30 protein-coding genes are annotated in these 21980 nt (G+C 62.6%); all 30 read right to left on the reverse strand.

Features of this window, described 5'->3' with window-relative positions:
- On the reverse strand, positions 1-390 hold the full coding sequence (gene rpsK, locus M673_RS13195; protein WP_019998927.1) for a 30S ribosomal protein S11: 390 nt from the start codon (positions 388-390) through the stop codon (positions 1-3).
- Positions 391-506: 116 nt separating this feature from the next.
- On the reverse strand, positions 507-875 hold the full coding sequence (rpsM, locus tag M673_RS13200; protein WP_061976476.1) for a 30S ribosomal protein S13: 369 nt from the start codon (positions 873-875) through the stop codon (positions 507-509).
- A gap of 212 nt (positions 876-1087) precedes the next feature.
- The gene (locus tag M673_RS13205; protein WP_061976477.1) at positions 1088-1681 is read right to left on the reverse strand and encodes an adenylate kinase; all 594 of its coding nucleotides are present in this window, start codon (positions 1679-1681) and stop codon (positions 1088-1090) included.
- Complete coding sequence (gene secY, locus M673_RS13210) at positions 1678-3021, reverse strand: preprotein translocase subunit SecY (protein ID WP_061976478.1); 1344 nt, start codon at positions 3019-3021, stop codon at positions 1678-1680. The genes M673_RS13205 and secY overlap by 4 nt, the downstream gene beginning before the upstream one ends.
- 200 nt (positions 3022-3221) lie before the next feature.
- The gene (gene rplO / locus M673_RS13215) at positions 3222-3701 is read right to left on the reverse strand and encodes a 50S ribosomal protein L15 (protein ID WP_061976479.1); all 480 of its coding nucleotides are present in this window, start codon (positions 3699-3701) and stop codon (positions 3222-3224) included.
- 15 nt (positions 3702-3716) lie between these two features.
- Complete coding sequence (gene rpmD, locus M673_RS13220) at positions 3717-3920, reverse strand: 50S ribosomal protein L30 (protein ID WP_061976480.1); 204 nt, start codon at positions 3918-3920, stop codon at positions 3717-3719.
- Positions 3921-3985: 65 nt separating this feature from the next.
- Entirely contained in the window at positions 3986-4543 is a 558-nt protein-coding gene (gene rpsE / locus M673_RS13225) for a 30S ribosomal protein S5 (protein ID WP_061976481.1), read from the reverse strand.
- A 170-nt stretch (positions 4544-4713) separates the two neighbouring features.
- Complete coding sequence (gene rplR / locus M673_RS13230) at positions 4714-5076, reverse strand: 50S ribosomal protein L18 (RefSeq protein WP_061976482.1); 363 nt, start codon at positions 5074-5076, stop codon at positions 4714-4716.
- 11 nt (positions 5077-5087) lie between these two features.
- On the reverse strand, positions 5088-5621 hold the full coding sequence (gene rplF / locus M673_RS13235; protein ID WP_061976483.1) for a 50S ribosomal protein L6: 534 nt from the start codon (positions 5619-5621) through the stop codon (positions 5088-5090).
- A gap of 43 nt (positions 5622-5664) precedes the next feature.
- Positions 5665-6063, reverse strand: coding sequence for a 30S ribosomal protein S8 (gene rpsH, locus M673_RS13240; RefSeq protein ID WP_061976484.1), 399 nt, complete (start codon positions 6061-6063; stop codon positions 5665-5667).
- A 12-nt stretch (positions 6064-6075) separates the two neighbouring features.
- A complete protein-coding gene (gene rpsN / locus M673_RS13245; protein WP_061976485.1) occupies positions 6076-6381 on the reverse strand; it encodes a 30S ribosomal protein S14 in 306 nt (101 codons plus the stop codon).
- A 21-nt stretch (positions 6382-6402) separates the two neighbouring features.
- Positions 6403-6966: a 50S ribosomal protein L5 gene (gene rplE, locus M673_RS13250; protein WP_061976486.1), complete on the reverse strand. Its 564-nt coding sequence runs from the start codon at positions 6964-6966 to the stop codon at positions 6403-6405.
- The gene (gene rplX, locus M673_RS13255; RefSeq protein ID WP_061976487.1) at positions 6959-7282 is read right to left on the reverse strand and encodes a 50S ribosomal protein L24; all 324 of its coding nucleotides are present in this window, start codon (positions 7280-7282) and stop codon (positions 6959-6961) included. The genes rplE and rplX overlap by 8 nt, the downstream gene beginning before the upstream one ends.
- Positions 7283-7294: 12 nt before the next feature.
- A complete protein-coding gene (gene rplN, locus M673_RS13260; RefSeq protein WP_061976488.1) occupies positions 7295-7663 on the reverse strand; it encodes a 50S ribosomal protein L14 in 369 nt (122 codons plus the stop codon).
- A 70-nt stretch (positions 7664-7733) separates the two neighbouring features.
- Positions 7734-7979, reverse strand: a complete 246-nt coding sequence (rpsQ, locus tag M673_RS13265) for a 30S ribosomal protein S17 (RefSeq protein WP_061976489.1) — start codon at positions 7977-7979, stop codon at positions 7734-7736.
- 14 nt (positions 7980-7993) lie between these two features.
- Positions 7994-8194 (reverse strand): 50S ribosomal protein L29, encoded by a 201-nt coding sequence (rpmC, locus tag M673_RS13270; protein WP_061976490.1) that lies wholly within the window; start codon positions 8192-8194, stop codon positions 7994-7996.
- A gap of 12 nt (positions 8195-8206) precedes the next feature.
- The gene (rplP, locus tag M673_RS13275) at positions 8207-8620 is read right to left on the reverse strand and encodes a 50S ribosomal protein L16 (protein ID WP_058599894.1); all 414 of its coding nucleotides are present in this window, start codon (positions 8618-8620) and stop codon (positions 8207-8209) included.
- Between the two features lie 24 nt (positions 8621-8644).
- Positions 8645-9367: a 30S ribosomal protein S3 gene (gene rpsC / locus M673_RS13280; protein ID WP_061976491.1), complete on the reverse strand. Its 723-nt coding sequence runs from the start codon at positions 9365-9367 to the stop codon at positions 8645-8647.
- Positions 9367-9753: a 50S ribosomal protein L22 gene (rplV, locus tag M673_RS13285; RefSeq protein WP_061976492.1), complete on the reverse strand. Its 387-nt coding sequence runs from the start codon at positions 9751-9753 to the stop codon at positions 9367-9369. The genes rpsC and rplV overlap by 1 nt, the downstream gene beginning before the upstream one ends.
- A gap of 1 nt (position 9754) precedes the next feature.
- Entirely contained in the window at positions 9755-10033 is a 279-nt protein-coding gene (gene rpsS, locus M673_RS13290; protein ID WP_061976493.1) for a 30S ribosomal protein S19, read from the reverse strand.
- A 12-nt stretch (positions 10034-10045) separates the two neighbouring features.
- Complete coding sequence (rplB, locus tag M673_RS13295) at positions 10046-10882, reverse strand: 50S ribosomal protein L2 (RefSeq protein ID WP_061976494.1); 837 nt, start codon at positions 10880-10882, stop codon at positions 10046-10048.
- A gap of 25 nt (positions 10883-10907) precedes the next feature.
- On the reverse strand, positions 10908-11201 hold the full coding sequence (locus tag M673_RS13300; protein WP_061976495.1) for a 50S ribosomal protein L23: 294 nt from the start codon (positions 11199-11201) through the stop codon (positions 10908-10910).
- Complete coding sequence (gene rplD / locus M673_RS13305) at positions 11198-11818, reverse strand: 50S ribosomal protein L4 (protein WP_061976496.1); 621 nt, start codon at positions 11816-11818, stop codon at positions 11198-11200. The genes M673_RS13300 and rplD overlap by 4 nt, the downstream gene beginning before the upstream one ends.
- A complete protein-coding gene (rplC, locus tag M673_RS13310; protein WP_061976497.1) occupies positions 11818-12540 on the reverse strand; it encodes a 50S ribosomal protein L3 in 723 nt (240 codons plus the stop codon). The genes rplD and rplC overlap by 1 nt, the downstream gene beginning before the upstream one ends.
- A 65-nt stretch (positions 12541-12605) precedes the next feature.
- Positions 12606-12914, reverse strand: a complete 309-nt coding sequence (rpsJ, locus tag M673_RS13315; RefSeq protein WP_007066362.1) for a 30S ribosomal protein S10 — start codon at positions 12912-12914, stop codon at positions 12606-12608.
- Positions 12915-13086: 172 nt separating this feature from the next.
- Positions 13087-14262, reverse strand: a complete 1176-nt coding sequence (gene tuf / locus M673_RS13320; protein WP_061976498.1) for an elongation factor Tu — start codon at positions 14260-14262, stop codon at positions 13087-13089.
- A 68-nt stretch (positions 14263-14330) separates the two neighbouring features.
- Positions 14331-16421, reverse strand: coding sequence for an elongation factor G (gene fusA / locus M673_RS13325; protein ID WP_061976499.1), 2091 nt, complete (start codon positions 16419-16421; stop codon positions 14331-14333).
- A 30-nt stretch (positions 16422-16451) separates the two neighbouring features.
- Positions 16452-16922: a 30S ribosomal protein S7 gene (gene rpsG, locus M673_RS13330; protein ID WP_061976500.1), complete on the reverse strand. Its 471-nt coding sequence runs from the start codon at positions 16920-16922 to the stop codon at positions 16452-16454.
- 32 nt (positions 16923-16954) lie between these two features.
- On the reverse strand, positions 16955-17326 hold the full coding sequence (rpsL, locus tag M673_RS13335) for a 30S ribosomal protein S12 (RefSeq protein ID WP_019998957.1): 372 nt from the start codon (positions 17324-17326) through the stop codon (positions 16955-16957).
- A 404-nt stretch (positions 17327-17730) separates the two neighbouring features.
- A complete protein-coding gene (gene rpoC, locus M673_RS13340; protein WP_061976501.1) occupies positions 17731-21930 on the reverse strand; it encodes a DNA-directed RNA polymerase subunit beta' in 4200 nt (1399 codons plus the stop codon).
- Positions 21931-21980: the final 50 nt, after the last annotated feature.

Below are 21980 nucleotides of genomic sequence, written 5' to 3' on the forward strand. Positions count from 1 at the left end.
TTAGACGCGGCGCTTCTTGCGCGGGCGCACGCCATTGTGCGGGATCGGCGTCACGTCGCGGATCGACGTGATCGTGAAACCCGAAGCCTGAAGCGCGCGCAGAGCCGACTCACGACCCGAACCCGGGCCGCAGACCTCGACTTCGAGGGTGCGCATGCCGTGTTCCTGCGCCTTCTTGGCGGCATCTTCGGCCGCAATCTGCGCCGCGAACGGCGTAGACTTGCGCGAGCCCTTGAAGCCCTGGGCGCCAGCCGAAGACCAGGCAATCGTGTTGCCCTGCGCGTCGGTGATGGTGATCAGCGTGTTGTTGAACGAGGAGTTCACATGCGCCACGCCGGAGATGATGTTCTTGCGTTCCCGGCGGCGGACGCGCTGCGCTTCTTTAGCCATTTTGTTTTTCCTTGGATCTCGACACCGCCGTAACACCGGCGGCTCCACCTGCCTCGAAGCGACGTTCGAGGCATGAATGCATCAGGCGAGCGCGAATGGCCCACCGCGCATCCAGATTACTTCTTCTTGCCTGCGATCGGCTTCGCCGGACCCTTGCGGGTGCGGGCGTTCGTGTGGGTGCGCTGACCGCGAACCGGCAGACCGCGACGATGACGCAGACCGCGATAGCAGCCCAGATCCATCAGACGCTTGATGTTCATCGAGTTTTCGCGACGTAGATCGCCCTCGACGCGGTAGTCGCGGTCGATGATTTCGCGAATCTGCAGCACTTCCGCGTCCGAAAGGTCGTTCACACGACGCTCGGCCGAAAGGTTGACCTTCTGCACGATCTCCGCCGCGAAACGCGGGCCGATGCCGTGAATGTACTGAAGCGCGATGACAACGCGCTTCCCGGTCGGGATGTTGACGCCAGCAATACGGGCCAAGGTAGCCTCCTTATGTCGCGGATCCGCCGCGACGAACCATGGTCGAGCGGTCTGGAACCGCTCTCTTCAAACGCGGAACGACCGGCGCCACCCCGCCGGGTGGCGAACCGATCGCTCATTTTTGCGCGAATTGAGCCGACCCTTATAAGATTCGGGGTCGTTTCGTCAAGTTGCCGATGTGACGGCCCGGTGACAAGACCGGGCCAGCAGGTTCAGGCGGCGACCGCCTGCTTGAGAATCGCGTCGATCTGCGTGCTCACCTCGTCGATCGAGGCCATGCCGTCGATCTGATGCGACACGCCACGCTCGCGATAGAAAGGCGCGACGGCCGCGGTCAATTCCCGGAACTCCACCAGCCGACGACGGAAGACGTCAGGCGTGTCGTCCTTGCGTACCGGCAGACCGGCGGCTTCGGTTTCGCGAGCGCGCTTCTCGATCCGGGCGACGAGCTTTTCCTCATCGACCTTGAACTCGATCACCGCGTCGATCGACAGGCCGCGCGCGTCGAGCATTCTGTCCAGCGCCTCGGCCTGAGCCAGCGTACGCGGAAACCCGTCGAGCACGAAGCCCTTGCGCGCGTCCGGCTGCTCGATGCGATCGGCGACGATGCCGATCACGATCTCGTCGGACACGAGCTGGCCCGCATCCATCACCGCCTGCGCCCGCTTGCCGATCTCCGTCTGCTTGGCGACGGCCTCGCGCAGCATGTCCCCCGTGGAGAGCTGCGGGATCGCGTATTTTTCGATGAGCCGATGGGCCTGCGTGCCCTTCCCTGCCCCCGGAGGTCCCAGCAAAATCAGTCTCATCGCGTTCCCCGTCTGCCTCCGCGCAGCTTCGCCTTCTTCACGAGGCCTTCATATTGATGGGCGAGCAAATGCCCCTGCACCTGCGCCACAGTGTCCATGGTGACCGATACGACGATCAAAAGCGAGGTCCCGCCGAGATAGAACGGGATGCCAGCCGCCGAAATGAGGATCTCGGGCAGAAGGCAGATCACCATGAGATAGATCGCGCCGATCACCGTGATGCGGGTCAGCACATAATCGATATAGTCGGCGGTACGCTCGCCCGGGCGGATGCCCGGAATGAAGCCGCCATGCTTCTTCAGATTGTCGGCCGTCTCCTTCGGGTTGAAGACGATGGCCGTATAGAAGAAGGCGAAGAACGCGATCATGGCGGCATAGAGCACCATGTAGAGCGGGCGACCGTGGCCGAGCGAGGCGATGATGCCCGTCGCCCAGCCGGGCAGCCGGCTCGTGTCGGAGAAGTTCGCGATCGTCACCGGCAGAAGCAGCAGAGACGAGGCGAAGATCGGCGGGATGACACCGGCGGTGTTGAGCTTCAGCGGCAGGTGTGACGTGTCGCCCTGGAACATCCGGTTGCCGACCTGGCGTTTAGGATACTGGATCAGCAGCTTGCGCTGTGCCCGCTCGAAGAAGACGACGCCGGCAATGCAGAGCACGACGACGACGATCACCAGAAGGATGATGGCCGTCGAGAGCGCGCCGGTACGGCCGAGCTCGAGCAGGTTCGCCATCGCCGACGGCAGGTTGGCCGCGATGCCGGCGAAGATGATTAGCGAAATGCCGTTACCGATGCCGCGCGCGGTGATCTGCTCACCCAGCCACATCAGGAACATCGTGCCGCCGACCAGCGTGATGACGCTCGACACAATGAAGAACGTGCCGGGATTCATGACGATGTTGCTGGAGGACTGAAGCCCCGCCGCGATGCCATAGGCCTGCACGGTCGCCAGAAGCACCGTGCCGTAACGCGTGTACTGGTTGATGACCTTGCGCCCCTGCTCGCCCTCTTTCTTCAAGGTCTCGAGCGAGGGAATGACCGAGGTCATGAGCTGGATGATGATCGAAGCCGAAATGTAGGGCATGATGCCCAGCGCGAAGATCGCCATGCGCCCGACGGCACCGCCGGCGAACATATTGAACAGCCCGAGAATGCCAGTCGACTGCTGCTGGAAAGCCTGCGACAGCGCATGCGGGTCGATACCGGGCATCGGGATGTAAGTGCCGAGCCGATAGACCAGCAGCGCTCCGAGGGTGAACCAGATGCGCTTCTTTAGGTCCTCCGCCTTCGAGAAGGCGGCGAAGTTGAGATTTGCGGCGAGTTGTTCCGCAGCGGATGCCATGAGTGAAATCTCTCCGGGTTGCCCCCGAGCGCAGGTTTCCCCTCCCCTGAACCGACACGATTCAGGAACGCTCATACTGCTTTGTTTCAAACGATTTTGCCGAAGGAAAGACAAGCGCTTTCCGTCTCAAAATGACGGAGATACGAAAAAAGCCGCCTGCGAGGCAGGCGGCTTTCCGTTTCAACCGATCGGACGAAGCCTTACGCCTCGACTTCGGCCTTGTTCTCGGAGACCGTCAGCGAACCGCCGGCTTTCTCGACTTTCTCGATGGCCGACTTCGACGCGCCATCGGCCGCGATCGTCAGCTTGGTGGAGACGTCGCCGTCGCCGAGGACCCGGAGACCATCGCGCTTGCGGCGAACGATGCCGGCCGCCTTAAGGGCCGCCACATCGATCACGGCCGAAGCGTCGAGCTTGCCGGCCTCGATGCCCTCGACGATGCGCGCGAGCGACACGATGTTGTAGTCCTTCGCGAAGATGTTCACGAAGCCGCGCTTGGGGAGACGACGGTACAGGGGCATCTGACCGCCCTCGAACCCGTTGATCGCCACGCCCGAACGCGCCTTCTGACCCTTCACGCCGCGACCACCGGTCTTGCCCGAACCCGAGCCAATGCCGCGACCGAGACGCTTGCGCGAATGCGTCGCGCCATCCTTATCGGCGATTTCGTTAAGCTTCATCATCTCGCTCCCGGCTTACTGGCCGTCGACGACGCGAACGAGGTGGCTGACCTTGGCGATCATGCCACGAACCGAAGGCGTGTCCTCCAGCGTGCGCGTGCGGTGCATCTTGTTCAGGCCCAGTCCGATCAGCGTCGAACGCTGGTCGCCCGGACGGCGAAGGGGGCTGCCGACCTGCTGAACGGTGACGGTCTTGCCCGTGGGGTTCTTCTCAGCCATGTCTAGGCTCCTCTGATCCTACGAAGAGATACGGCCGGGGCAGCGAAACCGCGCCCCTGCCCGCATCAATCTTCCGCGCCGCCGCCGACAACGTCGCGACGACGTGCCTGGAGCGTGGAATACTTGATACCGCGACGAGCGGCGACGTCCTTGGGGTGCATCTGACCCTTCAGCGCGTCGAACGTGGCGCGAACCATGTTGTAGGGGTTGGAGGACCCGAGCGACTTCGCGACGACGTCGTGCATGCCGACCGCCTCGAAGACCGCGCGCATCGGACCGCCCGCGATGATGCCCGTACCGGCTTCCGCCGTGCGCAGGATCACCTTGCCGGCGCCATGCCGACCGTGCACATCATGGTGCAGCGTGCGACCGTCGCGCAGCGGAACGAAGATGAGCTCGCGCTTGGCCGCTTCCGTGGCCTTGCGGATGGCCTCAGGCACTTCACGCGCCTTGCCATGGCCGAAACCGACGCGGCCCTTGAGGTCGCCGACGACGACGAGAGCGGCGAAGCCGAAGCGACGACCACCCTTCACCACCTTGGCGACGCGGTTGATGTGAACCAGCTTGTCGACGAAACCGTCATCCCGCTCTTCGCGGTCGTTGCGTTCGTTACGAGGCGCCATATCCTATCCTTGTTTTTTTCCGGAGGCGTCTTGGGAAAGATGCCGATCATGCGGCATCCGGCGGCGAGCGCCGACTCGGCGGCACCCGGCTTAAAGCATGAACGGCGCAGCGAGAAAACCCGCTTCGCCGCACATGCGAGCATCGATCCCGCCTATCGGGCGGGATACGATTAGAAGTTGAGACCGCCCTCGCGAGCGGAATCGGCCAGCGCCTTGACGCGGCCGTGATAAATGAACGCGCCGCGGTCGAAGACGACATCGGTGACGCCTGCCTGCACGGCACGCTCGGCGACGAGCTTGCCAACGGCCGCGGCAGCCGCCGCGTCGGCACCGGTCTTCAGGTCCCCGCGCAGCGACGTGTCGAGGGTCGAAGCAGCGGCCAGGGTCTTGCCCTGCGCGTCGTCGATGACCTGCGCGTAGATGTGCTTGGACGAGCGGTGAATCGAAAGGCGCGGACGGCCGTTCGAAACGGCCTTCAGCGCACGACGCACGCGGGACGCGCGGCGGCGGAGGAGTTCCTTCTGCGTAGCCATTTTTCCGAGCCTTACTTTTTCTTGCCTTCCTTACGGACGATCTTCTCGCCCGCGTACTTCACACCCTTGCCCTTGTAGGGCTCGGGACCGCGAAACTCGCGGATCTCGGCAGCGACCTGACCGACCTTCTGCTTGTCGATCCCGGTGATGACGATTTCCGTCGGCTTCGGGACGACAATCTGGATGCCTTCCGGCACCGGATACAGAACGTCGTGGCTGAAGCCCAGGGCGAGCTGGAGATTCTTGCCCTGCATGGAGGCGCGATAACCCACGCCGTTGATCTCGAGACGCTTCTCGAAACCGTCCTTAACACCCGAGAGGATGTTGACGATCATCGTGCGGGACATGCCCCACTTCGACCGAGCATCCTTCGACTCGTCACGCGGATCGACCTTGATCGAGCCCTCTTCCATCTTCACGAGGACTTCCTCGTTGACGACGAAAGACAGTTCGCCCTTCGGACCCTTCGCCTTGACCGTCTGACCGTCCACGGAGGCGGTCACGCCTGCCGGCACAGAAACCGGCTTCTTACCAATACGAGACATCGTTGAACCTGTCGATTAGTCGAAAACGGATCTCGGTGTCGCGTCAGAAGACGCGGCAGAGGATCTCGCCACCGACATTCTGTTCACGGGCAGCGTGGTCGGCCATGACGCCCTTGGGGGTCGACAGAACCGAGATGCCGAGACCGTTGGCGACATGCGGGATCGTCTTGGACGAGACGTACACGCGGCGGCCGGGCTTCGACACGCGGGCGATCTCCTTGATCACCGACGCGCCTTCGTAATACTTGAGCTCGATCGTGAACTCAGCCGTGCCGTTCTCGAAACGAGTTTCGGTGTAGCCACGGATGTAGCCCTCGTCCTTCAGGACGTCGAGGACGCGGGCGCGAAGCTTCGACGCGGGAGTCGACACAGTCGACTTGTTGCGCATCGTCGCGTTGCGAATGCGGGTCAGCATATCGCCGAGAGGATCGGACAAAGCCATCTCAGATGCTCCTTACCAGCTCGACTTGACGATACCGGGCACTTGGCCCGAGTTGCCGAGGTCGCGAAGCGCGATACGGCTCATCTTCAGCTTGCGGTAATAGGCGCGCGGACGGCCCGTCACTTCGCAGCGGTTGCGGATGCGCACCTTCGCCGAGTTCCGCGGCAGTTCGGCGAGCTGGAGCTGAGCGCGGAAACGCTCTTCCATGCTGGCCGACTGGTTCATCGTGACGGCCTTGAGAGCCTCACGCTTCACCGCGTACTTGGCGACTAGCTTTTCCCGCCGCTTGTTCTTCTCGATGGCGCTTTTCTTAGCCATTATCTGTCCTTTCGCCTGCCGTTACTGGCGGAACGGGAAGTTGAGCGCCTTGAGAAGGGCCCGCGCTTCCTCGTCGGTCTGCGCCGTCGTACACACGATGATGTCCATGCCCCACATCTGATCAACCTTGTCGTAATTGATCTCGGGGAACACGATGTGCTCCTTCAGGCCCATGGCGAAATTGCCACGACCGTCGAAGCTCTTGGGGTTCAGGCCGCGGAAGTCGCGAACGCGCGGAAGCGCGATCTGGACCAGGCGATCCACGAATTCATACATGCGGTCCTTGCGGAGGGTGACCTTCGCGCCGATCGGCATGTTCTCACGGACCTTGAAGCCCGCGATGGAGTTGCGTGCGCGGGTGATGACCGGCTTCTGGCCAGCGATCAACGCGAGGTCTTCGGCTGCCACGGTCGGCTTCTTCGAGTCGCCAGTGGCTTCACCGACGCCCATGTTGATCACGACCTTGTCAAGCCGCGGCACCTGCATCTCGTTCGCGTACTTGAATTCTTCAAGCAGCTGCTTACGGATCTCGGACTTGTAGACCGATTTCAGGCGCGGCGTGTACTGGGTGTTGGTGTCAGCCATCGATCTGTTCTCCCGAACGCTTGGCGAAACGGACCTTCTTGGCGTTCTCACCTTCACCGACGACCTTGAAACCGACGCGGGTCGGCTTGCCATCCTTCGGGTCGGCAACCGAAAGGTTGGAGAGATGAATCGCCGCTTCCTTCTGGACGATGCCAGCTTCCTGGCTGGCCGTCTGCTTCTGGTGGCGCTTCACCATGTTGACGCCGGAGACGACCGCACGGTCGTCCTTCGGCATCACCTGAGTGACGGTGCCGGTACGACCCTTGTCCTTACCGGCGAGTACGACGACTTTGTCGCCCTTCTTGATCTTTTGCATCGAGCCGGCTCCTTACAGCACTTCAGGTGCCAGGGAAATGATCTTCATGTGGTTCCGCGCGCGAAGCTCGCGGGGAACCGGTCCGAAGATACGGGTGCCGACCGGCTCTTTCTTGTTGTCGATGAGAACGGCCGCATTGCGGTCGAACCGGATCACCGAACCATCGGCGCGACGGATGTCCTTGGCGGTGCGAACGACCACCGCCTTCATCACGTCACCCTTCTTAACGCGGCCACGCGGAATGGCTTCCTTGATCGAAACGACGATGATGTCGCCGACCGAAGCATACTTCCGCTTGGAACCGCCCAGCACTTTGATGCACATGACACGACGTGCGCCGGAATTGTCCGCCACGTCGAGGTTTGTTTGCATCTGAATCATGTGAGGCCGCCTTCAAATAAACGAGCGGCCGGGGAGCGCGGGATCGCGCGCTTCACCCCGGCACAAGAGTTCAACGAGCCGCTGCTTCGCCTGCAACGACGATCCAGGTCTTGTCCTTGGAGATCGGACGGGTCTCCTCGATGGAGACCATGTCGCCGACCTTGAACTGGTTCGACTCGTCGTGCGCCTTGTACTTCTTGGACCGACGAACGGTCTTCTTGAAGAGCGGATGCGTGAAGCGACGCTCCACGAGCACGACGACCGTCTTGTCATTCTTATCGGAGACCACAGTCCCCTGCAAAACGCGTTTCGGCATAGTTTAATCTACCTTCAGGCCTTGGCCGTGTCCGCCTTCTGGCGGGCGATGGTCTTGATACGGGCGATGTCGCGGCGAATTTCCTTGACCCGAGCCGTATTTTCGAGCTGGCCTGTAGCACGCTGGAAGCGCAGATTAAACTGCTCTTTTTTCAGCTTGCCGAGTTCTTCGGTCAGTTCGTCCTGCGTCTTGGAGACGATATCGGAGGCTTTCATGATCCCTCCCCCTTATTCGGCGATGCGCTGAATGAAACGGGTACGGATCGGAAGCTTCGCCGCACCGAGACGAAGCGCCTCGCGAGCGACCTCCTCGGCAACGCCGTCGATCTCGAACATGATGCGACCGGGGGCGACGCGTGCCGCCCAGTATTCGATCGCGCCCTTGCCCTTACCCATGCGGACTTCGGTCGGCTTTGCGGTGACCGGAAGGTCGGGGAAGATACGGATCCACACCCGGCCCTGGCGCTTCATCTGACGCGTGATCGCGCGGCGAGCCGCCTCGATCTGGCGTGCGGTGACGCGCTCCGGCTCAAGAGCCTTGAGGCCGAACGTGCCGTAGCTGAGTACGGCGCCGGCCTTGGAAGCCCCGTGAATGCGTCCCTTGAACGCCTTCCGGAACTTCGTGCGCTTTGGCTGCAACATTTCATCTACTCCGGAGCTGGCCTATCAGGCGTGATCGCGATCGCGCTCGCGACGACGGTTGTTGCCGCCACCCGAGGCTTCACCTTCAACCGCGCGGCGCTCGGAAGCCATCGGATCGTGCTCAAGGATTTCGCCCTTGAAGATCCAGACCTTCACGCCGCACACGCCATAAGCCGTGTGCGCCTCGGCCGTGCCGTAGTCGACGTCCGCACGAAGGGTGTGCAGGGGCACGCGGCCCTCGCGGTACCATTCCATGCGGGCGATTTCCGCGCCGCCCAGACGACCCGAGCAATTGATGCGGATGCCTTCGGCGCCCAGACGCATCGCCGACTGGACCGCGCGCTTCATGGCGCGACGGAAGGCGATACGACGCTCGAGCTGCTGCGTGATACCCTGCGCGACCAGCGTCGCGTCGGTCTCAGGCTTGCGCACCTCGACGATGTTGATGTGCGTCTCGGCGTTCGTCATGGTCGAGAGCTTCTTGCGAAGCTTCTCGATGTCGGCGCCCTTCTTGCCGATCACGATGCCCGGACGAGCCGAATGGATCGTGACGCGGCACTTCTTGTGCGGGCGCTCGATGACGACCTTGGAGACCGCCGCCTGCTTCAGCTCGTTCAGAAGGTACTTGCGGATCGCAAGGTCCTCGTGAAGCAGCTTGCCGTACTCGTTGGTATTCGCGAACCAACGCGAATCCCAGGTCCGGTTGATGCCGAGTCGGAGGCCGATCGGATTGACTTTCTGACCCATTACGCGGCTCCCTCTTCGGCCACTTCACGCACCACGATCGTGAGGTGCGAGAACGGCTTCTCGACACGGCTCGCGCGACCACGGCCACGAGCGTGGAAACGCTTCATCGTGATCGACTTGCCGACGAACGCCTCGGAGACCACCAGGGCGTCGACGTCGAGATCATGATTGTTCTCGGCGTTCGCGATGGCGCTTTCCAGCGTCTTCTTCACGGTCTCGGCGATCCGCTTGCGCGAGAAGGTGAGGTCCGCGAGAGCGCGCTCCACCTTCTTGCCGCGGATCAGCTGCGCGACCAGGTTCAACTTCTGCGGGCTGACGCGGATGGTGCGAGCGACGGCCCGCGCCTCGTTGTCTTTGAGCGCCCGCTCAGTTTTGGCCTTGCCCATGTTACTTCCTCTTCGCCTTCTTGTCGGCGCCGTGGCCGTAATAGGTGCGGGTCGGGGAGAATTCGCCGAACTTGTGTCCGACCATATCCTCGTTGACCGTGACCGGGATGTGCTTGTTGCCGTTGTAGACGCCGAAGGTCAAACCGATGAACTGCGGCAGAATCGTGGACCGGCGGGTCCAGATCTTGATGACTTCGTTGCGACCGCCGGAGCGGACCTTATCGGCCTTCTTCAGCAGGTAGCCATCAACGAACGGACCTTTCCAGACGGAACGTGTCATGGAGTGTTTCCCTTACTTCTTGCGCTGATGGCGCGAGCGCATGATGAACTTGTCCGTGGACTTGTTCTGACGCGTCCGCTTGCCCTTCGTCGGCTTGCCCCACGGCGAGACCGGATGACGGCCACCCGAGGTGCGGCCTTCGCCACCACCATGCGGGTGATCGACCGGGTTCATCGCGACGCCGCGAACATGAGGCCGACGACCGAGCCAGACCGCGCGACCGGCCTTGCCCAGATTGATGTTGCCATGGTCCGGGTTGGACACGGCGCCGACCGTGGCGAAGCACGAGCCGGAAACGAGACGCTGCTCGCCCGAGTTCAGGCGAAGGATCGCCATACCCTGGTCGCGACCAACGAGCTGCGCGTAGGCACCGGCGGAGCGAGCAATCTGACCGCCCTTCTCCGGCTTCATCTCCACATTGTGGATGATGGTGCCGACCGGCATGGCCGAGAGCGGCATCGCATTGCCGGGCTTCACATCGACGCCGGTCAGGCCGGAGATGATCTGATCGCCGGCAGCGAGACGCTGCGGAGCCAGGATGTAGGCGAGCTCGCCGTCCGCATAGCGGATCAGGGCGATGAACGCAGTGCGGTTCGGATCGTACTCGAGACGCTCCACCGTGCCGGCGACATCAAGCTTGCGACGCTTGAAGTCGATCATGCGGTAGGTGCGCTTGTGACCGCCGCCCTGGTAGCGGGCCGTGATACGGCCCATGTTGTTGCGGCCGCCCTTCTGGGTCAGGCCTTCGGTCAACTGCTTGACCGGCTTGCCTTTCCACAGACCCGAACGGTCGACGATGACCAGCTGGCGCTGGCTCGGGGTGACCGGGTTGAAGCTTTTCAGTGCCATGTTCTCAATTCCTCGCGGCCAACCGTCAGAGACCGGTCGAGACGTCGATGGACTGGCCTTCGGCCAGCGTCACGATCGCCTTCTTCTGGTCGCTCTGGCGGCCGAGACGGCCCTTGAAGCGACGGGTCTTGCCCTTGCGGTTCAACGTGTTCACAGCGGTGACCTTCACGCCGAACAGGGCCTCGACGGCTGCCTTGATCTGCGGCTTGGTCGCGGTGTCGGGAACGTTGAAGATCACCTGGTTGAAGTCGGACACGAGGGTCGACTTCTCGGTGATCACCGGGCTGGTGATGACGTCGTAGTGACGAAGATCGGTCATTTGAAGCGCTCCTCGAGAGCCTCGACGGCCGCCTTCGACAGGACAAGCGTCTGACGGCGAAGAATGTCATAGACGTTGATGCCCTGAACCGGCAGCACGTCGATGTTCGGAAGATTGCGGGCCGAACGCGAGAAGTTCACGTCGAGCTCGGAGCCGCCGATGATCAGCGCATTGGTCCAGCCGAGACCGGCGAGCTGGGTGGCGACCGCCTTGGTCTTGCCGTCGCTCGATGCGATCTCGTCGACGACGATGAGGCCGCCCGACTTCGCCTTGGCCGAAAGTGCATGCTTCAGGCCGAGGGCGCGGAGCTTCTTCGGCAGGTCATGGGCGTGCGAGCGCGAAACCGGGCCGTGGGCCTTGCCACCGCCGCGGAACTGCGGAGCGCGAGCAGAACCGTGACGAGCGCGACCGGTGCCCTTCTGCTTGTAGAGCTTGGCGCCGGTGCGGGCGATCTCGGCACGGCCGAGCGTCTGGTGCGAACCCTGCTGTCGCTTGGCGAGCTGCCAACGCACGACGCGCTGAAGAATGTCCTCGCGGGGCTCGAGACCGAAGATCTCGTCCGCCAGCGTCACCGAGCCAGCTTCGCCGCCGGAAAGGGATGTGATCTTGATGTCCATTATTCCGTACCCTCGGAAGCGGCTTCAGCTGCCGAGCCGTTGTTGCCGGCCTGGCGGATCGCGGCGGGCTTGGGCGCGTTCGCGGGCAGCGGCACCTTGACCGCATCGCGAACCAGGATCCAACCGCCCTTCGAGCCCGGAACCGCGCCACGGATCAGGAGCAGGCCCTTGTCCGCATCGGTCCGGATGACTTCGAGGTTCTGGGTCGTCACGCGGGTCTGACCCATGTGACCGGCCATCTTCTTGTTCTTAAAGACCTTACCCGGATCCTGACGCTGACCCGTCGAACCATGCGAGCGGTGCGACACTGACACGCCGTGCGTGGCGCGCAGACCACCGAAATTGTGGCGCTTCATGGCACCGGCGAAGCCCTTACCGATCGAGGTGCCGGTGACGTCCACCAGCTGGCCCGCGACGAAGTGCTCGGCCGTGATCTCCGCGCCGATCTCGACGAGATTGTCGTCGGAAACGCGGAACTCGGCGACCTTACGCTTGGGCTCGACCGAGGCCTGGGCGAAGACGCCGCGCATGGCCTTGGACGTGTTCTTGACCTTGGCGAGACCGACGCCGAGCTGGACGGCGGTATAGCCATGCTTCTCCTGGGTCCGCTGACCCACGACCTGCAGGTTTTCGATCTTTAGGACCGTGACCGGAACATGCTCGCCTGCATCATTGTAGATGCGCGTCATGCCGACCTTCTGTGCAATCACACCTGAACGCATATATTCGTTCTTTCTTCAGAGGAACCTATCGGGTGTGTCGCCCGGTTCGGTTCTTGTTGAGCTCGTTAGAGCTTGATCTCGACATCCACGCCGGCGGCGAGATCGAGCTTCATCAGCGCGTCCACGGTCTGCGGAGTGGGGTCGACGATGTCGAGAAGACGCTTGTGCGTCCGCATCTCGAACTGCTCGCGCGACTTCTTGTCGATATGGGGCGAGCGGTTCACCGTGAACTTCTCGATGCGCGTCGGCAGCGGGATCGGCCCGCGCACGTTGGCGCCTGTACGTTTCGCCGTGGATACGATCTCGCGAGTGGAAGCGTCGAGCACACGATGGTCGAACGCCTTCAGGCGGATGCGGATATTCTGGCCGTTCATTGCATTCGTCCTTCCGTCGGAGACATGCCGGAGAGCCGGCGCTATCCGAGCGCTAAAACAGTCTTCAGCCAATTCAAACAGGACGCCTCAACGGCGTCCAAACCGCCCCGAAGGGCAAAGAGAACGCGGCGGTGTAGACCGCCGCGTTCTCTAATTCAAGTGTTTACGTCGATTACTCGACGATGCTGGCGACGATACCGGCGCCGACGGTGCGGCCGCCTTCGCGGATGGCGAAGCGCAGCTTCTCTTCCATGGCGATCGGAACGATCAGCTTGACGTCCATCGTCACGTTGTCGCCCGGCATCACCATCTCGGTGCCCTCGGGAAGCGTCACCACGCCCGTCACGTCCGTCGTGCGGAAGTAGAACTGCGGACGGTAGTTGGTGAAGAACGGCGTGTGGCGGCCGCCCTCTTCCTTGGTCAGGATGTAGGCCTCGGCCATGAAGCGCGTGTGCGGCTTCACCGAACCCGGCTTGCAAAGAACCTGACCGCGCTCCACGCCCTCGCGATCCACGCCGCGAACCAGCGCGCCGATGTTGTCGCCCGCCTGGCCCTGGTCCAGAAGCTTGCGGAACATCTCGACGCCCGTCACCGTCGTCTTCTTGGTGTCGCGGATGCCGACGATCTCGACTTCCTCGCCCACCTTCACGATGCCGCGCTCGACGCGGCCCGTCACCACCGTGCCGCGGCCCGAGATCGAGAACACGTCTTCGATCGGCATCAGGAACGGAAGGTCGACCGGACGCTCCGGCGTCGGGATGTAGGCGTCGACTTCCTTCATCAGCGCGCGAACCGCGTTCTCGCCGATCTCCTTGTTGGAGTCTTCGAGAGCGGCCAGGGCCGAGCCCTTGACGATCGGAATGTCGTCGCCCGGGAACTCGTAGAGCGACAGAAGCTCACGCAGCTCCAGCTCGACCAGCTCGAGCAGCTCGGGATCGTCGACCTGGTCCACCTTGTTCAGGAACACCACGATCGCGGGAACGCCGACCTGACGCGCCAGCAGGATGTGCTCGCGGGTCTGCGGCATCGGGCCGTCGGCCGCCGAACACACCAGGATCGCGCCGTCCATCTGCGCCGCGCCCGTGATCATGTTCTTCACGTAGTCGGCGTGACCGGGGCAGTCGACGTGCGCGTAGTGACGGTTCTCCGTCTCGTACTCCACGTGCGCCGTCGAGATCGTGATCCCGCGCGCCTTCTCTTCCGGCGCCGCGTCGATCTGGTCGTAGGCGCGGAACTCGCCAAAATACTTCGTGATCGCAGCCGTCAGCGACGTCTTGCCATGATCGACGTGGCCGATCGTGCCAATGTTCACGTGCGGCTTGTTGCGCTCAAATTTGCTCTTGGCCATTGCGGCACTCCATCAATTCGTTCGTTCGGCTCCTGGGAGCCAACAAGGGTTCGCCTTCGCCTGACGCGTCAGGCGAACTTCTTCTGGATCTCTTCCGCGACCTGGTTCGGGACCTGCTCGTAGTGATCGAACTGCATCGAGTACTGGGCACGGCCCTGAGACATCGAACGCAGCGTGTTCACATAGCCGAACATATTCGCGAGGGGAACCATCGCATTGACGACAGTCGCGATTCCGCGCGATTCCGTGCCCTGGATCTGGCCACGACGACTGTTCAAGTCGCCGATGACATCACCGACGTAGTCTTCCGGCGTCACCACCTCGACCTTCATGATCGGCTCGAGGAGCTTCGGACCCGCCTTCTGGATGGCTTCGCGGAAGCCAGCGCGCGAGGCGATTTCGAAAGCCAGGACCGACGAGTCGACGTCGTGATAGGCGCCGTCGATCAGCTCGGCCTTGATGTCGACCATCGGGAAGCCCGCGAGAGGACCCGAGGTCATCACTGAAGCGATGCCCTTCTGGACACCCGGCACGTATTCCTTGGGAACCGCGCCGCCGATGATCTTCGACTCGAACACGTAGCCCGTGGTGGGCTCGCCCGGCTCGATGTGCAGCTTCACGCGAGCGAACTGGCCGGTACCACCGGTCTGCTTCTTGTGCGTGTAGTCGACATCGGCCGCGCGCGTGATCGTCTCGCGATAGGCCACCTGCGGGGCACCGATATTCGCTTCGACCTTGAACTCGCGCTTCATGCGATCGACGAGAATGTCGAGGTGAAGCTCGCCCATGCCGGCGATGATCGTCTGGCCGGACTCTTCGTCCGTCTTGACGCGGAAGGACGGATCCTCGGCCGCGAGACGGTTGAGCGCGAGGCCCATCTTTTCCTGATCGCCCTTGGTCTTCGGCTCGATCGCGATCTCGATGACCGGATCGGGGAATTCCATGCGCTCCAGGATGACCGGCTTCAGCGGATCGCAAAGCGTGTCGCCCGTGGTGACTTCCTTGAGGCCAGCCAGAGCGACGATATCGCCGGCGAACGCCTCTTCGATGTCTTCACGCGAGTTCGAGTGCATCTGCAGCATGCGGCCGATGCGCTCGCGCTTTTCCTTCACCGTATTCTGGACGCCGGTGCCCTTGGTCAGCTTGCCGGAGTAGATGCGGCAGAAGGTGAGCGAACCGACGAACGGGTCGTTCATGATCTTGAAGGCGAGCATCGAAAGCGGCTCGTCGTCCGAAGACACGCGCGTCGTCTCGGTCTCGTTCTTCGGGTCGATGCCCTTGATGGCGGGCACATCGACCGGCGAAGGAAGAAAGTCCACCACGCCGTCGAGCAGCGGCTGAACGCCCTTGTTCTTGAAGGCCGAGCCGCAGAAGATCGGCGTGAACGTGACTTCGCAGGTGCCCTTGCGGATCAGCGCGCGGAGCTGGTCGTTGTCCGGCATGTTGCCTTCGAGATAGGCTTCCATGGCGGCTTCATCGACTTCGACCGCGGTCTCGATCATGAGCTCGCGATATTCCTGCGCCTGATCGGCGAGGTCGTCCGGGATCTCGACGACGTCCCACTGGGCGCCGAGCGACTCGTCGCGCCAGACCAGAGCCTTCATCTCGATCAGATCGACGACGCCCTTGAACTCGTTCTCGGCGCCGATCGGCAGCTGCACGACGATCGGACGCGCGCCGAGGCGGGTCTTGATCATGTCCACGCAGCGGAAGAAGTCCGCGCCCGTCTTGTCCATCTTGTTGACGAACATCATGCGCGGCACGTGGTACTTGTCGGCCTGGCGCCAGACGGTTTCCGTCTGCGGCTCCACGCCGGCATTGGCGTCGAGCAGCGCGATGGCACCGTCGAGAACGCGCAGCGAACGCTCGACCTCGATCGTGAAATCGACGTGTCCCGGCGTGTCGATGATGTTGAAGCGGCGCATTTTCTCATCGCGCCCCTTCCAGTAGGTCGTGGTCGCGGCGGACGTGATCGTGATGCCGCGCTCCTGCTCCTGCTCCATCCAGTCCATGGTCGCGGCGCCGTCATGGACTTCGCCGATCTTATGGGACTTGCCGGTGTAGTAGAGAATCCGCTCGGTGGTCGTCGTCTTGCCGGCATCGATGTGGGCCATGATGCCGAAATTGCGGTAGTCTTCGATCTTGTATTCGCGGGCCATCGGGCGTCGCCTTTCGGATTGAAGCCGGACTTACCAGCGGTAATGCGAGAACGCGCGGTTCGCTTCCGCCATGCGATGGGTGTCTTCGCGCTTCTTGACGGCGCTGCCGCGGTTGTTCGCCGCGTCGAGCAGCTCGCCCGAAAGACGATCGACCATCGTGGTCTCGTTGCGGCTGCGGGCCGCATTGATCAGCCAACGGATCGCCAGAGCCTGACGGCGCTCGGGACGAACATCGACCGGGACCTGATAGGTCGCGCCGCCGACGCGGCGCGAGCGCACTTCGACATGCGGCGCGACGTTCTCGAGCGCCTGATGGAAGATGCCGATCGCATCCTGGCGGGTCTTCTCGCCCATGATGTCGAAGGCACCGTAGACGATGCGCTCCGCCACCGACTTCTTGCCGTCATACATGACGGCGTTCATGAACTTCGTAACGACGAGATCACCGAACTTCGGATCCGGGTTGATCTCGCGCTTTTCTGCAGAGTGACGACGGGACATCGAATATTCTCTCTAAACTCGGTCGTTCAGGCTTACTTCGGACGCTTCGCGCCGTACTTGGAACGGCGCTGACGACGATCCTTGACGCCCTGCGTATCGAGCACACCGCGGATGATGTGGTAGCGCACGCCCGGAAGATCCTTCACGCGCCCGCCGCGGATCATGACCACGGAGTGCTCCTGAAGGTTGTGGCCCTCGCCCGGGATGTAGCCGATCACCTCGAAGCCGTTGACCAGACGCACCTTGGCGACCTTACGAAGAGCCGAGTTCGGCTTCTTCGGGGTCGTGGTATAAACACGGGTGCAAACACCGCGCTTCTGGGGATTGGCCTGGAGGGCCGGAACCGTGTTGCGCTCGCTTGGGCGAACGCGCGGCTTCCGGATCAGCTGGTTGATGGTCGGCATTCCAACCTTCCTTCTTCTCAAATCTCGGTTCGAAACGGTCGACGCCAGCCGCGATTCGAGCCGTATAGCTCATACGCGAAACCGGGCGTCGACCTCATCTAATAAGAGGTCTGCCCGGAATGAAGCAGAGGATTACGGGCAAAACCGCAATCGTGCGACCAGCAATGGTGCGTCTCGTTGAACGAAGCCTTGTTTGAGGAGCTAGTCCCGGACGCGTCGTCCGAGAAAACTGGTGCCTCACATCGGCTCTGTTGGCGGGTGTTTAACGATTCTACGACGCCTCGTCAAGCCCTGGTTCAGAAAGGGTTCTTGACAAGACGAACGGCAGCCACAAGGGCTCGCCGGTCTACGGAAAAGGGCCGCCCCATTGGGACGGCCCTCCCCTCTTTCGCTCCGCGCAGCGCTTATTCGGCGGCGTTGGTCAGGTTCGTCAGAAGCCGTTCGGCATTCGGAGACGTCGAGGCCTTGCGACGGTCGTCGATGATCAGGTCGTCGCGCGACGAAGCGATGCGACGCACCTGGGTCATCATGCCGCCCGTACCGGCCGGGATAAGACGGCCGACGATGACGTTCTCCTTGAGGCCCTGCAGCGTGTCCATCTTGCCGGCGACCGCTGCTTCCGTGAGGACGCGCGTGGTTTCCTGGAAGGACGCCGCCGAGATGAAGCTCGGCGTCTGCAGCGAGGCCTTGGTGATGCCCAGCAGAACCGGATTGCCGGAGGCAGGCTTTTTGCCTTCCTCTTCCAGCCGCTCGTTGACTTCGGCCAGCTCGATCCGGTCGACATTGTCGCCCGGAATATAGCCGGAGTCCCCGGACTCCACGATCTCGACCTTCTGCAGCATCTGGCGAACGATCACCTCGATGTGCTTGTCGTTGATGAGCACGCCCTGCAGACGATAGACTTCCTGGATTTCGTTCACGAGGTAGGAGGCCAGAGCCTCCACGCCGCGAATGGCCAGGATGTCGTGCGGCGCCGGGTTGCCGTCGAGAATGTGGTCGCCCTTCTCGATGACATCGCCTTCCTGAAGATGGAAGGGCTTGCCCTTCGGGATCAGGTACTCGACCGGCTCGATGCCGTCTTCGTGCGGCTCGATGATGATGCGACGCTTGTTCTTGTAGTCGCGTCCGAAGCGAACCGTGCCGTCGATCTCCGCGATGATGGCGTTGTCCTTGGGACGACGCGCCTCGAAAAGTTCGGCGACGCGCGGCAGACCGCCCGTGATGTCCTTGGTCTTCGCGCTTTCCATCGGAATACGCGAAAGAACGTCACCGGCCCGAACCTTGGCGCCCGGCTCGACCGAGAGGATCGCGTCCACCGACAGGAGGTAACGCGCATCGGTACCGCGCTGCAGCTTGGCGATGGTGCCGTCTTCCTTGCGGATGACGATCGCCGGCTTCAGATCGGAACCGCGTGGGTTGGCGCGCCAGTCGATGACCTGACGCTTCGTGATGCCGGTGGACTCGTCCGCCTGCTCCAGAACCGACAGACCTTCGACCAGGTCCTCGAACTCGATCACGCCGTCCATTTCGGTCAGAACCGGGCGGGTATACGGGTCCCATTCCGCGATGCGCTGGCCGCGACGGACTTGATCGCCATCGTCCACGAAGATTCGCGAACCGTAGGTGACGCGGTGCGAGGCCCGCTCCTTGCCCGACGGGTCGAGGATCAAGATCGCCATGTTGCGGCCCATGGCCACAAGACGGCCTTCCGAGTCGCGAACCACGTTGCGGTTGCGGATCTGGACGCTGCCTTCGTACGAGGCTTCCAAGAACGACTGATCGACCACCTGCGCCGTGCCGCCCATGTGGAACGTGCGCATGGTGAGCTGCGTGCCCGGCTCGCCGATCGACTGCGCCGCGATGACGCCGACGGCCTCACCCATGTTGACGGGCGTGCCGCGCGCGAGATCGCGACCGTAGCAGACGGCGCAGATGCCGGTGCGCACCTCGCAGGTCAGCGCCGAGCGGATTTTCACCGACTGCACGCCAGCCTTCTCGATGATGTCGACGTCGCGTTCCTCGACCGTGATGCCGCCCTTCACGAGCACGTCACCAGTGACGGGATGGAGGATATCCTCCAGCACCGTGCGGCCGAGAATGCGCTGGCCGAGCGTCGCCACCACCTGACCGGCGTCCACGATGGGCTGCATGGTCAGGCCGTTCGGCGTGCCGCAATCGGTCTGCGTGATGATGCAGTCCTGCGCCACGTCGACCAGACGACGGGTCAGATAGCCCGAATTCGCGGTCTTCAGCGCCGTGTCCGCGAGACCCTTGCGGGCGCCGTGGGTGGAGTTGAAGTACTCGAGAACCGTGAGGCCTTCCTTGAAGTTCGAGATGATCGGCGTCTCGATGATCTCGCCCGAAGGCTTGGTCATCAGGCCGCGCATCGCGCCGAGCTGGCGCATCTGCGTGGGCGAGCCGCGGGCGCCGGAGTGCGACATCATGTAGATGGAGTTCATCGGCTTCTGACGGCCGGTCTCCTCGTCGAACTCCACCGCGCGGATGCGGCTCATCATCTCGTCGGCGATCTTGTCCGTGCACTTGGCCCAGGCGTCGACGACTTTGTTGTACTTCTCGCCCTGGGTGATCAGGCCGTCATTGTACTGCTGCTCGTATTCCTTCGCGAGCGCCTGCGTCTCGCCGATCAACTTCGGCTTGGTCTCCGGAATGACCATGTCGTCCTTGCCGAAGGAGATACCGGCGAGGCAGGCATGCTTGAAGCCAAGCTGCATGATGCGGTCGCAGAAGATCACCGTGTCCTTCTGACCGCAGTGGCGGTAGACGGTGTCGATCATCTTGGAGATGTTCTTCTTCGTCATCAGGTCGTTGGCGATGTCGAAGGTGATCTTGTGCGTCTTGGGCAGAAGCTGCCCGATCAGCATGCGACCGGGAGTCGTCTCGTAGATCTTCGAGGTGGGATTTCCATCCTTATCGATCGAACGCACGCGGCCGCGGATCTTCGTGTGCAGCGTCACCGCCTTGGAGGCGACGGCGTGCTCGAGCTCCCCGAAATCGGCGAAGGCCATGCCCTGACCCGGCTCGTTCTCGTTCATGATCGAGAGATAATAGAGGCCGAGCACCATGTCCTGCGACGGCACGATGATCGGAAGACCGTTCGCCGGATGCAGGATGTTGTTGGTCGACATCATCAGGACGCGCGCTTCGAGCTGCGCCTCGATCGAGAGCGGCACATGGACCGCCATCTGGTCGCCGTCGAAGTCCGCGTTGAAGGCCGTGCAGACCAGCGGGTGAAGCTGAATCGCCTTGCCTTCGATCAGCACCGGCTCGAAGGCCTGGATGCCCAGACGGTGCAACGTCGGCGCGCGGTTCAGAAGAACCGGGTGCTCGCGAATGACCTCGTCCAGGATGTCCCAGACTTCCGGACGCTCCTTTTCGACCAGCTTCTTGGCCTGCTTCACCGTGGAGGAGAAGCCCTTGGCGTCGAGGCGCGCGTAGATAAAGGGCTTGAAGAGCTCGAGCGCCATCTTTTTCGGCAGGCCGCACTGGTGCAGCTTCAGGCTCGGGCCGGTCACGATGACCGAACGGCCGGAATAGTCGACTCGCTTGCCCAGCAGGTTCTGGCGGAAGCGGCCCTGCTTGCCCTTCAGCATGTCGGACAGCGACTTCAGCGGACGCTTGTTGGCGCCCGTGATGACGCGGCCACGACGGCCGTTGTCGAACAGCGCATCCACCGCTTCCTGAAGCATGCGCTTCTCGTTGCGGATGATGATGCCCGGCGCGCGCAGCTCGATCAGCCGCTTGAGGCGGTTGTTGCGGTTGATGACGCGGCGGTAGAGATCGTTCAGATCGGACGTGGCGAAACGGCCGCCGTCCAGCGGGACGAGCGGGCGCAGATCCGGCGGGATCACCGGAATGACGCTCATGATCATCCACTCGGGTCGGTTACCCGACTCGAGGAAGTTCTCAACGATCTTGAGACGCTTCATGAGCTTCTTGGTCTTGAGCTCGGACGTCGTCGTCGCAAGCTCCTCGCGCAGATCGCCAGCGATCCGCTCGAGATCCATCGAGGCCAGAAGCTCCTGGATCGCCTCGGCGCCGATCAGCGCAGTGAAGCTATCCTCGCCATATTCGTCCACCGCGATGAGGTACTCCTCCTCCGACAGGAGCTGATGCTCCTTCAGGGCGGTGAGACCAGGTTCGGTGACAATGTAGTTCTCGAAATAGAGAACCCGCTCGATGTCCTTCAGCGTCATGTCGAGCAGCGTGCCGATGCGGCTCGGGAGCGACTTCAGGAACCAGATGTGAGCGACCGGCGCGGCCAGTTCGATATGGCCCATGCGCTCGCGCCGCACGCGCGAGAGCGTGACCTCGACGCCGCACTTCTCGCAGATGATGCCCTTGTACTTCATGCGCTTGTACTTGCCGCACAAGCACTCGTAGTCCTTGATCGGCCCGAAGATGCGCGCGCAGAACAGGCCGTCGCGCTCGGGCTTGAAGGTCCGGTAGTTGATGGTTTCCGGCTTCTTGATCTCGCCGAAGGACCACGAAAGAATCTTCTCCGGGCTCGCGATCGAGATCCGGATCGAGTCGAACGTCTGCGCCTGCACCTGAGGATTGAAGAGATTCATAACCTCTTGGTTCATGGTGCTGTCTCCTTATGAGGCCCGGGGCCTCCCAACGCGCCGGGCGGGGC

This window comes from Aureimonas sp. AU20 (assembly GCF_001442755.1).
GTDB lineage: Bacteria > Pseudomonadota > Alphaproteobacteria > Rhizobiales > Rhizobiaceae > Aureimonas.